Annotated in this window: 17 protein-coding genes; 6 read left to right on the top strand and 11 right to left on the bottom strand. The window is 54.2% G+C overall.

Features of this window, described 5'->3' with window-relative positions; translation table 11 throughout:
• Positions 1 to 13 precede the first annotated feature (13 nt).
• Entirely contained in the window at positions 14 to 532 is a 519-nt protein-coding gene (gene tpx, locus QUD54_RS05990) for a thiol peroxidase (RefSeq protein ID WP_286335922.1), read from the top strand.
• Positions 533 to 591: 59 nt separating this feature from the next.
• On the opposite strand, the gene QUD54_RS05985 is transcribed toward tpx, so the two are convergent.
• From QUD54_RS05985 to QUD54_RS05955, 7 genes are all read right to left on the bottom strand, one after another.
• Complete coding sequence (locus tag QUD54_RS05985) at positions 592 to 903, bottom strand: hypothetical protein (RefSeq protein WP_286335921.1); 312 nt, start codon at positions 901 to 903, stop codon at positions 592 to 594.
• Positions 885 to 1268, bottom strand: a complete 384-nt coding sequence (locus QUD54_RS05980) for a SpoIIAA family protein (protein ID WP_286335920.1) — start codon at positions 1266 to 1268, stop codon at positions 885 to 887. Before QUD54_RS05980 ends, QUD54_RS05985 begins: the two co-directional genes overlap by 19 nt.
• Before the next feature lie 61 nt (positions 1269 to 1329).
• Entirely contained in the window at positions 1330 to 1935 is a 606-nt protein-coding gene (locus QUD54_RS05975; protein ID WP_286335919.1) for a YeeE/YedE thiosulfate transporter family protein, read from the bottom strand.
• 2 nt (positions 1936 to 1937) lie between these two features.
• On the bottom strand, positions 1938 to 2444 hold the full coding sequence (locus QUD54_RS05970; RefSeq protein ID WP_286335918.1) for a YeeE/YedE thiosulfate transporter family protein: 507 nt from the start codon (positions 2442 to 2444) through the stop codon (positions 1938 to 1940).
• 70 nt (positions 2445 to 2514) lie between these two features.
• Entirely contained in the window at positions 2515 to 3303 is a 789-nt protein-coding gene (locus QUD54_RS05965; RefSeq protein WP_286335917.1) for a UDP-N-acetylmuramate dehydrogenase, read from the bottom strand.
• Positions 3300 to 3566, bottom strand: a complete 267-nt coding sequence (gene fliQ / locus QUD54_RS05960) for a flagellar biosynthesis protein FliQ (RefSeq protein ID WP_286335916.1) — start codon at positions 3564 to 3566, stop codon at positions 3300 to 3302. The genes QUD54_RS05965 and fliQ overlap by 4 nt, the downstream gene beginning before the upstream one ends.
• A gap of 107 nt (positions 3567 to 3673) precedes the next feature.
• Positions 3674 to 4486 (bottom strand): menaquinone biosynthesis family protein, encoded by an 813-nt coding sequence (locus QUD54_RS05955; protein ID WP_286338021.1) that lies wholly within the window; start codon positions 4484 to 4486, stop codon positions 3674 to 3676.
• A 196-nt stretch (positions 4487 to 4682) separates the two neighbouring features.
• On the opposite strand from QUD54_RS05955, the gene recA reads away from it, so the two are divergent.
• The 5 genes from recA to QUD54_RS05930 are packed head-to-tail and all read left to right on the top strand — an operon-like array spanning position 4683 to position 8451.
• Positions 4683 to 5732 (top strand): recombinase RecA, encoded by a 1050-nt coding sequence (gene recA, locus QUD54_RS05950; protein WP_286335915.1) that lies wholly within the window; start codon positions 4683 to 4685, stop codon positions 5730 to 5732.
• A gap of 5 nt (positions 5733 to 5737) precedes the next feature.
• On the top strand, positions 5738 to 7006 hold the full coding sequence (gene eno / locus QUD54_RS05945; RefSeq protein ID WP_286335914.1) for a phosphopyruvate hydratase: 1269 nt from the start codon (positions 5738 to 5740) through the stop codon (positions 7004 to 7006).
• Positions 7006 to 7278: a hypothetical protein gene (locus QUD54_RS05940; protein ID WP_286335913.1), complete on the top strand. Its 273-nt coding sequence runs from the start codon at positions 7006 to 7008 to the stop codon at positions 7276 to 7278. Before eno ends, QUD54_RS05940 begins: the two co-directional genes overlap by 1 nt.
• A complete protein-coding gene (locus QUD54_RS05935) occupies positions 7275 to 7931 on the top strand; it encodes an AMIN domain-containing protein (RefSeq protein ID WP_286335912.1) in 657 nt (218 codons plus the stop codon). The genes QUD54_RS05940 and QUD54_RS05935 overlap by 4 nt, the downstream gene beginning before the upstream one ends.
• Positions 7906 to 8451: a shikimate kinase gene (locus QUD54_RS05930; protein WP_286335911.1), complete on the top strand. Its 546-nt coding sequence runs from the start codon at positions 7906 to 7908 to the stop codon at positions 8449 to 8451. Before QUD54_RS05935 ends, QUD54_RS05930 begins: the two co-directional genes overlap by 26 nt.
• On the opposite strand, the gene QUD54_RS05925 is transcribed toward QUD54_RS05930, so the two are convergent.
• The 4 genes from QUD54_RS05925 to topA are packed head-to-tail and all read right to left on the bottom strand — an operon-like array spanning position 8399 to position 13156.
• Positions 8399 to 9574 carry a cation:proton antiporter gene (locus tag QUD54_RS05925; protein ID WP_286335910.1) on the bottom strand — a complete coding sequence of 392 codons (1176 nt, stop codon included), beginning with the start codon at positions 9572 to 9574 and terminating at the stop codon, positions 8399 to 8401. The genes QUD54_RS05930 and QUD54_RS05925 overlap by 53 nt on opposite strands.
• Positions 9564 to 10412, bottom strand: coding sequence for a biotin synthase (locus QUD54_RS05920; protein WP_286335909.1), 849 nt, complete (start codon positions 10410 to 10412; stop codon positions 9564 to 9566). The genes QUD54_RS05925 and QUD54_RS05920 overlap by 11 nt, the downstream gene beginning before the upstream one ends.
• Positions 10405 to 10935 (bottom strand): YfcE family phosphodiesterase, encoded by a 531-nt coding sequence (locus tag QUD54_RS05915; protein WP_286335908.1) that lies wholly within the window; start codon positions 10933 to 10935, stop codon positions 10405 to 10407. Before QUD54_RS05915 ends, QUD54_RS05920 begins: the two co-directional genes overlap by 8 nt.
• 13 nt (positions 10936 to 10948) lie before the next feature.
• Positions 10949 to 13156, bottom strand: a complete 2208-nt coding sequence (topA, locus tag QUD54_RS05910; protein ID WP_286335907.1) for a type I DNA topoisomerase — start codon at positions 13154 to 13156, stop codon at positions 10949 to 10951.
• Positions 13157 to 13272 lie beyond the last annotated feature (116 nt).

Genomic DNA, 13272 nt, shown 5'->3' with positions numbered 1-13272 from the left:
AAAGGAAAATCCTATGGCAACTACTAAGCTCAAAGGTAACGAAGTCAAACTGGCTGGTAACGAAGTAAACGTTGGAGACAAAGCTCCGGAAGTAACCGTTGTAAACGCGGAAGGTCTTGCAGACAAAAAAGTCGGCGGTGCACAGGACAAAGTTCAACTTCTCGTTGTCGTTCCTTCGCTCGATACGCCGGTATGTGCGGCTGAAACACGCAAATTCAACGAGAAAGCTGCTGAAATCGAAGGTGTCGATACGACTGTTATCTCTATGGACCTTCCGTTCGCTGCAGGACGTTTCTGCTCTGCTGAAGGTATCGAAAACCTGACGGTCGCTTCTGACTTCCGTAACAAAGATTTCGCGAACGCTTACGGCGTACTTATCGCTGAAGGCCCGCTTGCAGGCGTAACTGCACGTGCGATCTTCGTTGTCGACAAAGACGGTACGATCGTCTATAAGCAACTGGTTCCTGAAATTACAGAAGAGCCGGAATACGAAGAAGCACTCGAAGCTGCAAAAGCCGCTGCGAGCAAGTAAGCTTCAACAGCTGCTACATTCGGGGGAATGGGAAGGAGAGCTTTTTGGCTCTCCTTTTTTTATGCCGATTTTTCAGGCTTTTTCTTTCGGTTTTCCAGATCGTGAAGCTCTTTTTCGGACTGTTCCAGAATCTTTTTGATCTCCTCCACGGTAATCTTTCCGCTTTCGATCAATCCTTTCTTGACCCCCTCCAGAATCTGAAGAAGCAGATTCTTCGACGAAATATTCTCTCGTTTCGCGATTTCTCGTATCTCTTCGAAATCCTCTTTCAGAAACTGCATCACTTCGATATCGATCTCGACACTCTCTTTCACGATCTGTGCGATCTGCTTCGCGATCTTTTCGCTGAGATTCAACTCTGCATCAGCCAAGTGCGCGCCTCCTCGGCAGAGTGGAAAAATTTCGCTTTCCCTGCGATGAGCCAGTCGGCCATTTTGGCGAAGAGCGCTTCCCATGTTTTATCGCCGACAACCGCCATTTTGTTGATATCTTTCCGGAGTTCGAGTCCGAATCTGAAGTCGTCCCATGCCGCTTCGAGCGTCCATCCTTCGAAATGGGTCATATCGATGAGGATATTGAGACGCTTTGGCGGAAGGTTCCGGACGGCACTTTCGATAAAGGGCACAAAGGTCTCGTAATCTTCATGTGTCAGTTTTCCGATAAGTTTGAACTCGACATAGGCGCTATCGTCGACCTGCATCAGTTCGATGTGAATTCCGTGGGTTTTGATCTGCATGGTGACCTCCTTGTAAGGAGGTCATTATAGCAAAGTGTGGTATCGAGTTGGTTTGAAAGGGTTAAATTTCCGCTTTCTCTTCGTGATCTTCCGGATCGAGATACTCGATGTTGGGAATCAGAAAAGCGACAGCGATGAGGGCAATGCCATAAAGAAGCACGACCGTCGATTCATGCCCGTGGAAAAGTTCGGGGAGGGTCAGTTCGCCGTAGTCCGGGCCCATGATCTGTTTGAGCCATGGGTACGCCATCGTGAAAAAGAGGCCGCCGAATATTCCGCCGATCGCTCCCACGAGAACGTCGATGCGCCCTTCCGCCACCGAGATGGGGCCGGTTCCGGGGCACTTTCCGAAAATCGCCATCGCGATACCGAAAAGAACGGCGCCGATAACGATACCCCCGAGCATGATCGGTTTGACATGGTAGTGGGCGTATCCCGCTTCTATCATGAAATAGAGACCGATACTCGCCAAGCCGATGGCGAAAAAGAGAAGTTTCGGCACCGTCATATCCTCGAGCATCGCAAATCCGGCGATCTTTTCGAACTTGTCGACACGCGACCACTGGATGATCGCGCCGAAGACGAAGCCGATGAAAAGGACCAGCCAGACATTGCCGTGCCCCTCCTGTGCGACGATTTCGAACATATGGACAAATCGATCGATCATGGTCACGCTCCCTTTCTTTTATAGAAGAGCCGGCCGGTGATGATCACCGTCGCCATCGTGATACCGCCGAAGATCAGACCGCTTACGGCGATCTGGCTGGCACCGGAGAGAAAGTGACCGCTGGTGCATCCACCCGCCAGGCGCGCACCGACGATCATGATGAAGCCGGCGGTGAAACTCCAGAAAAGACGGGACGCGACCGAATGGTTTTTACGCTCTTTCCACAGCGCCGGGAGGACGCTGAACCGGAAGGTTTTGGTGACGAAAATCGACATGAAGAGACCACCGAGAAAGGCACCGATGAGCATGACACCTTCCCATGCCCCCGCTTTTTCCACTTCCGCAACATACTCATACTGCTCGGGATCAAGTCCGAAGATGATGCTTGCAAAGTAGGGAACGTAGGTCGAAGCACCGATTGGTCGGTCGGCGCCCCAGATCGAAAAGGTAAAGAGAATCAGCAGCGCCATCAAAATGCCGCCTGTAAACCAGGATATTTTCCGTGGCATAAGTCATCCTTCTGATAAAAATTTTGAGGAATTATATAACAAATCAGAAGAATTTATGAAATAAAAATGTTTAATGAGAGTTATTAATTATTTTGAGTTCGAGTTCGAGGGTAATGCCGAAAATGGAGGCGACACGGCTTTGGGCGAGTGTTATCAACTCCATCGCTTCGTCGAAGGTGCCGCCGCCGAGATTGACGAGAAAGTTGGCGTGCATACCGCTCCAGGCCATATTTCCGATGCGGTACCCTTTGAGGCCGGCCGCTTCGATGAGCCGTCCGGCATAATCGCCCGGCGGATTTTTGAAAGCGCTTCCGGCACTCGGCTCTTTCGGCTGATTGTTCCTCAGCCGAAGCAGCTCCTCGGCCAGTGCGGTATCGAACCCTTTTTTGAAGAGGAACGACGCTTCGTAGGCGACACCCGGCAGCTTCGCGAAGCGGTAACCGTGCGCTATCGCCGTTTTTGGGAACGTTCCCTCGTTTGTCGAGATCTCCACGAGAGTGTCGAAGGTTTCATGCGATTTGACCCCGGCGTTCATCGCCAGCATTCCGCCCAGTGTGCCTGGAAGTTTCGCGACATACTCGAAGCCCCCGATATCGTGCTTTTTGCAAAACGAGAGAATTTTCCCCGTCGGCGTGGCGGCACCTATGATCAATCGTTCACCTTCGATTCGAAGGTAGTCGAAATCTTTTCCGAGCATCATCAGCGGGGGTGGGGTCGGGCCCACCAGGAGGTTGTTGGCATGACCGACAAGGGTGTGGTCTTCGGGTGGGTTGTCCCCTTTTTCAAGGACGGCGACATCGACGGTTGGACCGATCTTGATGCTTGAGAATTTCGAGAAGTCGATCTGCCGTTTTCTCAAAAGGCGAAATCCTTGATCATATCGAAGAGGCGGGTCGTGAAGTCGATCATCGTATTCATCATCCACGGCATCGTGATGATCATGACGAGTGCGACGATGATGATTTTCGGAATGAAACTGAGCGTCATCTCGTTGATCTGGGTCGTCGCCTGGAAAATGCTGATGGCCAGTCCGGCGATGAGACCTGCGAGCAACATCGGCAGTGAGAGAATAAGGGCGACCTTGAGCGTTTCGACCCCGAGAGCGATGAATTGGGCTTCCACGTTACGCTCCTTCCACGAAGGAGCGAATGGAAAATGGAAAATGGAAAATGGAGAATTCAGGAAAAGTCGCTCCGCTCCTTTTTACCATTTTCAATTCCCCATTTCCATCATGAGTTTCTCGCTTCCAAATATTCATGCGGAATCATGAAATCTTCGGCGTGGATCGGGCATTCGTAGAATCCGTGGTCGTAGCCGATCCGAAAGAGGCGGTCGAGGGCTTCGAGCTGGGTTTCGTCCATCGTCACCGATTTGTCGTTGGCGTAGAGGTCGAGGTATCTGTCGAGCGTGGGGGCGTCGATGCGTACGAGATCGCGTTCCAGAAGCATTTTCGCCAGAAGGCCGCGGTGGGTGTTGGCGACGTCGACCGCTTTGATCAGTGCCTTTTCGACGGCGATGGCACGCGTCAGCGGAATGGAGCGGCGCAGAGCCATGCCCCCGAGCGGCAGCGGCAGCGTTTTGCCTGCGAGTTCCTGCCAGATATCCCAGATTTCGCGTTCCACTTCGAGGCTTTCGTCGAAATCGAGGATACTTTCGTGGATCAGTACGCCGGCGTCCACTTCACCCTCGAGTACCGCCTTTTCGATCTCCAGAAAGTTTTTGTAGACGATACGCGCTTCGGGGTAGGCGATGCGAAAGAGCATCGCATTGGTCGTGTGGCGGCCGCTGAGTGCCACTTTGAAGTTTCGGCGCAGTCGTTTCCCTTTGGGTTTGATGAGCTTTGGGCCGTACCCCTCGCCGAAACTCACGGCGGTGCGAAGGAGCGCGAAGTCGTCACGGATTTTCGGGTAGAGCGCGAAGCTGATCGCCGTGACGTCGTAGGTGCCCGCGATCGCCGCTTCGTTGAGTGTTTCGATGTCGAGTGCGATATTTTCGAACGGTGCCGGTGTCGAAACCCATCCGAACTTGACAGCGTAGTACATGAAGATATCGTCCGCATCGGGCGAGTGTGCGATGGTGATGGGATTTTGGGTTCTCGATTTTGGACTCTGGATCGAATCTTCTTGCGGCTGACTGTTTACCACTTCTTGCTTCTCACTTCCCACTGATTCAGTTTTTGCTTGATTTTATCGAAATAGTGTTAAAATATCTCTAATTTCAAATTTACGTGAGGTATTTATGGACATCGATCCGAATAAACAGAAAGCGTTGGACGTCGCGATCAAACAGATCGACAAGGCGTTCGGCAAAGGGGCGCTCGTTCGCCTCGGCGACAAGGAGATCGAACCGATCGAAGCGATCAGCACCGGTTCTCTGGGGCTCGATATGGCACTCGGTATCGGCGGCGTGCCGCGCGGGCGTATCATCGAAATCTACGGGCCGGAGAGTTCCGGTAAGACGACACTGGCGCTGCAGATTATCTCCGAGGCGCAGAAAAACAACAGTATATGTGCCTTCATAGACGCGGAACATGCGCTTGACGTGCGCTACGCGAAGAACTTGGGAGTCGATGTCGAAAACCTGTTGGTGAGCCAGCCCGACTTCGGGGAGCAGGCGCTCGATATCGTCGAGACGATCGCACGAAGCGGTGCGGTCGACGTCATCGTCGTCGACTCGGTCGCGGCGCTGACACCCAAGGCCGAGATCGAGGGTGACATGGGCGATACCCACGTCGGCTTGCAGGCACGTCTGATGAGCCAGGCGCTTCGAAAACTGACAGGCGTGCTCCACAAAATGGAGACGACGGTCATCTTCATCAACCAGATCCGTATGAAGATCGGTACGATGGGGTATGGAAGCCCGGAGACGACGACCGGCGGTAACGCCCTGAAGTTCTACGCTTCCGTTCGTGTCGACGTGCGCCGTATCGCGACGCTGAAACAGGGTGAAAACCAGATCGGAAACCGCGTCAAGGCCAAAGTGGTCAAAAACAAGGTGGCGCCTCCGTTCAGGATCGCCGAGTTCGACATCATGTTCGGCGAGGGGATCAGCAAAGAGGGCGAGATCATCGATTACGGTGTGAAACTCGACATTATCGATAAAAGCGGTTCGTGGTTCAGTTACAAAGAGACGAAGCTGGGCCAGGGACGCGAAAACGCCAAACAGACACTCAAAGAGAACCGGGAGCTTGCGGAACAGATCGAAGAGGAGATCAAGCAGGCGCTCGGTATCGGGAGCAAGATGCTCGAAATGAGCGAAGAAGAGATTAAATCAGCTGGAGAGGAGTAATTACGATGGTTTTTATTGACGATATCAGAGCCGACGAGGTCATGGACAGTAGGGGGAACCCGACGGTACGCGCGACGGTGCGCCTGAGCGACGGAACAAGCGCCGATGCGATCGTTCCAAGTGGTGCGAGCACCGGAAAACGCGAAGCGCTCGAGCTGCGTGACGGAGGAGACCGCTATATGGGCAAAGGGGTGTTGACCGCGTGCGAAAACGTCAACATCAAAATCGCCGATGAACTGATCGGTCTCAGCCCGTACAATCAGAGCGAAGTCGATGCGATCATGAAAGAGATCGACGGGACCGACAATTACGGTAATCTCGGCGCCAATGCGGTACTGGGTGTTTCGATGGCGGTCGCGCGTGCGGCGGCAAAGAGCCTCAATATGGCGCTCTACCGCTACCTCGGTGGCGCCAATGCGCTGGTTATGCCGACGCCGATGCTCAACATCATCAATGGCGGAAGCCATGCCGACAACAGCGTCGACTTCCAGGAATACATGATCATGCCGACCGGTTTCGACGAGTTTTCCGAAGCGCTCCGTGCAAGTGCCGAGGTCTACCACAATCTCAAAAAGATCCTTCACGAGACAGGCCATAGCACTGCACTGGGTGACGAGGGCGGTTTCGCGCCGAACCTCTCCAGCAACGAGGAGCCGATCCAGGTGATCATGCAGGCGATCGAAAAGGCGGGCTACAAGCCGGGCGAGCAGATCGCGATCGCACTCGACGTCGCCAGTAGCGAGCTGGTCGCCGAAGGTGGTTACCGACTCGAGAGCGAAAACAGGACGCTCAGCAGCGAAGAGCTCGTCGAATATTACGAAGAGCTCATCGCGAAGTATCCGATCGTCAGCATCGAAGACGGTCTGAGCGAAGATGACTGGGACGGGTGGAAAGTGCTGACCGAGCGTCTGGGCTGCAAAGTTCAGCTCGTCGGTGACGATCTTTTCGTCACCAACGCTTCCATCCTGAATGAAGGGATCAGCAAAGGAATCGCCAACTCGATCCTGATCAAGCCGAACCAGATCGGTTCGGTTTCCGAAACGATGCAGACGGTCCGCCTCGCGCAGCGCAACGGCTACACCTGTGTCATGAGCCACCGAAGCGGGGAGAGTGAAGACAGTTTCATCGCCGATTTCGCCGTCGCGCTCAACACCGGCCAGATCAAAACCGGATCGACGGCGCGCAGCGAGCGTATCGCGAAGTACAACCGCCTTCTCGCCATCGAGCGTGAGCTCGGCTACTTCGAATACCTTGGCCGAGAGATCTTCGGATAATGTCCGAAATCGAGGTCGTACCGACCGAGGAGCGTGCGCCTGCCGCACTTTTCGGTCTGCCTCTTCAACGGATCGCCGTCGCGCTCGCCGCGGTGATCGCACTCGGCATCTATGCCGGGATTTTGCTTTTCGGCCCCAACTCCCTGACGGTACTACTGGGGCTGGAAGAGCAGCGTGCGACCTACGAAACCCACATCAAAACCCTCAAGGCCCAAAATGCGGCTCTGCAAAAAGAGTATTTTGAGCTGAAACAGCTGGAGCCGGAATCATGAGAAGTCTTTTCATACTTTGTCTGGGAATATTGTCGCTCTTTGCAAGGGAAAACCCGTTCAAACCTGTTATCGACAGTACGGTACTTCCGGTCACCTCCAATCAGGTGAAGAAAGTCCCCCCGTTTGAAACGGTCAAAGTGAAGCTTCCACGTGACGCGAGGATTTTGACATCGGTCGCCTTCTATTACCAATCCATCGACGGATCGATCAAGAAAGAGATCGTCGCGGTCGACCGGTCGATCGATTGGCATAAACCGATTGTGGTGGTGCAGGAGGGTGGGAGCGCTCGGGGAACACCGAAAGTCTCGAGTCGAAAGCCCCAAACGAAGAGAACCCACAAAAAAATCGAGCCCTCATCGACGTACCGCCCTTTGCCGTTTCTTTCGCTCGAAGTTGCCGAAAAGCGGATTCATATCATTACCAAAGACAGGAAAATCCGCTCCTTTCACTTGACGCATCCATTTAAAGTCGCCATCGACTTCAAGAGAGAAGCGGGCTTTCTCACCAAACATATTCCACTGAAGACTCCACCGTTTCGCGCGATGGACATCGGCAACCACAACGGTTACTACCGTGTGGTGGTGACCTTCGACGCCCCTTACAGATACAGCATTGAAAAAACGGACGATGGCTACCTCCTCGACGTGCGCTGAAAATATCGTTCTCATCGGATTTATGGGTTCGGGAAAGAGCACGGTGGGGCGTTTGCTGGCCCAAAAGAGCGGCCGCTACTTCCTCGATGCCGACGCTCTTATCGAGTCGGCACAGGGGCGGGCCATCGCATCGATTTTCAATGAGGAAGGGGAGGCTTATTTCAGGGAACTCGAGCGAGAGAGTGCACGCTGGATGGCCGAATGTGTACGGGGAAGCATCATCTCCACCGGCGGCGGTATGCCGCTTGTCGTGGAGCGCTTACACGATATCGGCGTCGTCGTCTATCTGAAACTGCCCTTCGAGAAGATTCTGGAACGCATATCTCCCGAAGAACGGGCGAAACGCCCTCTGTTTCATGATCTCGCAGAGGCGAAGAGGCTTTTTGAAAGACGTGAGAAGATCTACGAAGCGCAGGCTCAGATTACCGTCGACGCCGACCGTCCGGCCGGTGAGATCGTGGAGAAGATCATGTCGTCAGACGGCACTCTTCGTCAGGGGCATCACGCGTCAAAAGTTTGATGCCCACCATCGCGATGATCACCTCCAGAAGACTCGCCAGAACGAACGCTTCATAGTTGAACTGATCGATACTTTTGGCGTGATATGCCAACGTCGCCACGGCGATGAGCAGCGTCAGCGGCATGGCGTGAGAAAGCCCGATAAGGACCGAATTTTTGACACCACAGTAACGGATGAACGCGAAGGAGGCCAGCAGCCGCACGAAAAGCATGATGCCGGCGATGATGAAAGCCAACAGAATGAGCCCCTCTTTTTCCAGTGCGGCAATCGGAAGAGAGCTTCCGACATGAATGAAGAAGATCGGGATCAAAAAGCCGAAGCCGAAACTCGACAGTTTGGTCTCCAGATCCTCTTTGTGCGAAAAGAACGTGGCGATGAAAACGCCTGCGATGAAGGCACCGAACGCCGTCTCGAGCCCCAGGTAGATCATGATGGCGAGCATGATGAAGAGCGTCGCCATACTGAGACGGATATCCTGCTCCTTGGTGTCGAAGTAGGGCATCATGACGTTTCGGATCTCGGGATACCACCAAAATAGCAGGTGCAGCAGGTAGTACAGAAGCGCCAACGCTCCGATAAAAAGCGCGAGCGTCGTGATTTTCGTGAAAAACTCCAGGCCGACGCCGTACTGAATCCCAGCACTCGCGAGTGTGAGGACGATGATACTGACCAGCTCGCCGAGGATGCCGATGGTGAGCGAGAGTTTGATCCAAGGCCTCTCTTTGCCGTACTCTTTGGAGAGTGCGGCGATGAGCCCGACCGAAATGAGTGGGAAGATCACCATGAAGACGAAACTCATGCCGAGCTGGTAGGCGATGAGCGTCGAGAGGGCATAGAGAATGCCAAGATAGACGAATCCGGTCTTGAGGATCTTCGTATCGGTTTTGAGCAGTTTTTTGACGTTGACCTCGAGTCCCGCGACGAACATCAGATAGAGAAAGCCGAACTCCGCGACCAGATCGAAGAGCTCGTTGTGGCCGTGCCCGAAAAGGCCGATCGCCCCGGCGGCGGAGCCGAGCATGATTTCGACGGGGGTGGTCGGAAGTTTGATCAGTTTCGCGATGAACGGCGCCACCCAGATGAGCAGAGAGAGCGTGACGATGATGATGACGTCACTTGTCATTGCAACTTGCTGCTATCTCGTAGCCGTGCTTTTGAAGCATGGCGTGGTCGCGCATCGGGTCTTTTCCTTGCGTGGTGAGGTAGTTTCCGATGACGATGGCGTTGGCACCCGCTTCGAAGATTCTGTAATCTTCGTCGCCGAAAGTGATTTCACGACCGCCGGCCACCATGATGCGGCGATCGCCCAGCATCCTGCGGGCCGTTTCGATCATTTTGAGCGCTTCCTCCATCGGAAGGGTCCTCCCTTCGAGCGGCAGCGCGACGTTTGGGTGGTAGAAGTTGATCGGAACCGACTCCGGATCGAGTGAAGCGATCGACTCGAGCATCGACAGGCGGTCATCCATGCTTTCGCCCAGGCCGAAAATACCGCCGGTACAGAGTTTGAGCCCCACCTTCTTGACGTTTTCACACGTTTCAAAGCGCTCTTTCCATCCGTGGGTCGTGCAGATCTGCGGATAGAACCGCTCCGACGTCTCGAGATTGTGGTTGTAGCTGTCGATGCCGTGATCTTTCAGGGTGCGAAGCTGTTCGGTGTTCGCCGTGCCGTTGCAGGCGATGAGATTGAGATCTTCGACCTCTTTTTTGACCGCTTCTGCCGCTTCGCAGACAAAGCGCAACGTCTTTTCGTCGATCCCTTTGCCGGCGGTGACGAGACAAAACCCGATCGCCTGGCGTGCTTTGGCCAGCTTCGCCTCTTCGACGATCGTATCGATCGGTTTGTGGTAGAAGCGCTCGATTTTCGCACCGTACTTGACGCTCTGGGTGCAAAATTTGCAATCTTCGAGGCAGTGGCCGCTGGAGATGTTGCTGATGGCGCACAAAAATACTTTTTTAGACATGTTCGACGACTCTTTCACATATTTTTTTGTTATAGTGCCAAGTTGTTTCTTTGATGCGTCTTTGGCAGTGGGTCACTTCCCATGCATCTTTGAGAACCTTGAGAAGCACCGCTTCGCTGACCGGCTTGTTTCGGGCACACACTTCACCCGGGTTGAGAAAAAGCTGGCCTGCCGTACGGCACTCCAGAGAAAACTTGTGGGTGTGGCCGAAGACGATCAGATCGGCATCGGGGCTCAGGAACCAGGGGTGGTGCATCAGTTTGACGTTCAAGTCGCCGATGCAGAAGTAGTGCGGCTCCGTAAAGAGGTGGTAGCGCTCCTTCAACGGGACAAGTTTGCGGTCGTTGTTGCCCAGTACCGCCGTGTAGGGGACGCGTGTGCTCTCCATATAGGCCAATACCTCCTCTTTCCCGATGTCGCCGGCATGGATGAGATACTCCGCACCGTTTTCCAAAAGCATATCGATCGCTTTTTTGGCGCGGCCCACTTTTTTATGCGTGTCGGACAAGATCCCTAAAATCATCCAAAATCCAACATCAGGATGCCGGCTCGGCATCCTCCCGGTGTTTGCACTTGATGCACTCATAAACCTCTTTGCCGCGGAAGGTACGCCGTGCCATCGGGTAGCCACACTCGGGGCATTTCTTCTCGGTCGGCTCGAACTTGCTTACGAAGGTGCACTTCGGGTAGTTGCTGCAGCCGAAGAATTTGCCGCGGCGCGAGTTGCGCTCGAGCAGTTCGCCGCCGCATTCGGGACACTTGACCTCGAGTGTCTTGGGCTTTTCGAGCGGTTTGGTGTTTTTGCATTTGGGGTACGCGCTGCAGGCGAGAAACGCTCCGCGCCGGCCGCTCTTGATGACCATCGGTGCACCGCACTTGTCGCACACTTCATCCGTCGTCTGCGGTGTGGGTTTCTCTTCACCCTCCTTCTCGATCGCTTCGGTATAGCGGCATTTGGGGTAGTTGCTGCAGGCGATGAAGTCACCGTAACGGCCGCTTCGAAGCAGCAGTTCACTCCCGCATTCGGGACATTCACGTCCGATGGGTTCGGCCTTTTTGAGGCTCTTGATCTCTTTTTTCCCCTTTTCGACCTTTTCGATGAAGGGTTGGTAGAAATCGAGCAGAAGTTTTTGCCAGTCGACCTTCTTCTCGGCCACTTCGTCGAGTTTCTCCTCCATCTCGGCGGTAAAATTGGAGTCGACGATTTCCGGGAAGTGTTTCTCGAGAATTTCGATGACGGTGAAGGCGATCGGGGTCGGGATCAGCTGCCGCTTTTCGATCTTGAGGTATTCGCGCGAAACCAGCAGCGAGATGGTCGGTGCGTAGGTACTCGGACGGCCGATGCCGAGGGATTCGAGTTTTTTGATGAGGCTGGCTTCCGTGTAGCGTGGCGGCGGTTCGGTGAAGTGCTGGTTGGCCGTCAGTTTCTCCAATGGCACCTCTTCGCCCTCTTTCAGTTCGGGGAGCAGTTTGTCCCTGTCGTCGTAGCCCATGACACGGTAGAAACCGTCGAAGAGCAGTTTCCGGCCCGTTGCCTTGAAGACGCCGTGTTCGGAGGCGAAGAGGATGGTTTGCGACTCGAGAATCGCGTCGGCCATCTGGCTGGCGAGAAAGCGGTTGTAGATGAGTTTATAGAGTTTCAGTTCGTCGGGTGCCAGGTACTTCGCCGCGATCTGGGGTGTGAAGTCGAGACGCGTCGGGCGGATCGCTTCGTGCGCCTCCTGCGCGCCTTTGGCTTTGGAACTGTAGATCTTCGGCTTGGGCGGCAGGTATTTCTCCCCGTAGGTTTTCAAAATGGTCTCGCGTGCCGCGTCGCGCGCCTCTTTGGCGATGTTGAGGCTGTCGGTACGCATGTAGGTGATGACCCCCATCTGTCCCTGATCGGTCTTGACGCCTTCATAAAGCTTCTGTGCGATCATCATCGTCTTTTTGGGCGAGAAACTGAGGCGCCCCGAAGCGCTTTGCTGCAGCGTCGACGTCATGAATGGCGGCGGTGTCGAGCTCTTGCGCTGTCGCTTCTCGATGCTTTTGACGCGGTAGGTTTCGCCCTTCAGCGTCGCTTCGATTTCACGCGCCTCTTTCTCGTCGCCGATCGTCATTTTTTCGATCTTCTTGCCCCTGTATTCGACAAGCCCCGCTTCGATTTCCGGTCTGAAAACGGCATCGACGCTCCAGTACTCGACCGGTTTGAACGCCTGGATTTCCCGTTCGCGGTCGACGACGATCTTCAGTGCCGCCGACTGGACGCGCCCGGCGCTCAGCCCTTTTTGTATTTTGGAAGCCAACAGAGGCGAGAGCTTGTAGCCGACGATGCGGTCGAGAAGCCGGCGCGCCTGCTGGGCGTTGACCTGGTCCATGTCGATTTTGCGCGGGTTTTCCAGCGCGTGCTGGATGGCGCTCTTGGTGATTTCGTGAAAGACGATGCGCGGCAGCGCTTCCGGGTCTTTGCCGATCGCCTTGGCGATATGGTAGCCGATCGCCTCCCCTTCGCGGTCCTCGTCCGTCGCGATGTAGACCTGGTCGCTCTTTTTGGCCAGATCCTTGATCTGCTTGACGATGGCACTGTGGTCCTTGTCCACCCGATACTGCGGTTCGAACCTGTCATCTTCGATCTTGATGCCGAAGCTGTGTTTGGGAAGGTCGCGAATGTGCCCCTTGGAGGCGATCACTTCGTAATCTTTCCCCAGAAAATTTTTGATGGTGCGCGCTTTGGCCGGCGACTCGACGATGATGAGGTTTTTCAATGTTGTTTCCTATATAATATGGTAGATAAAAAAATTCGATGGCTGCAATTCTAACATAATGCCATCTTAAACTATTTTAAGAAATAACCGATATAGGAGCAGATAAGCCAATCAAA

It is taken from the genome of Hydrogenimonas cancrithermarum, assembly GCF_030296055.1.
Classification (GTDB): Bacteria; Campylobacterota; Campylobacteria; order Campylobacterales; family Hydrogenimonadaceae; genus Hydrogenimonas; species Hydrogenimonas cancrithermarum.
This window is presented reverse-complemented; position numbering and strand designations above follow the sequence as displayed.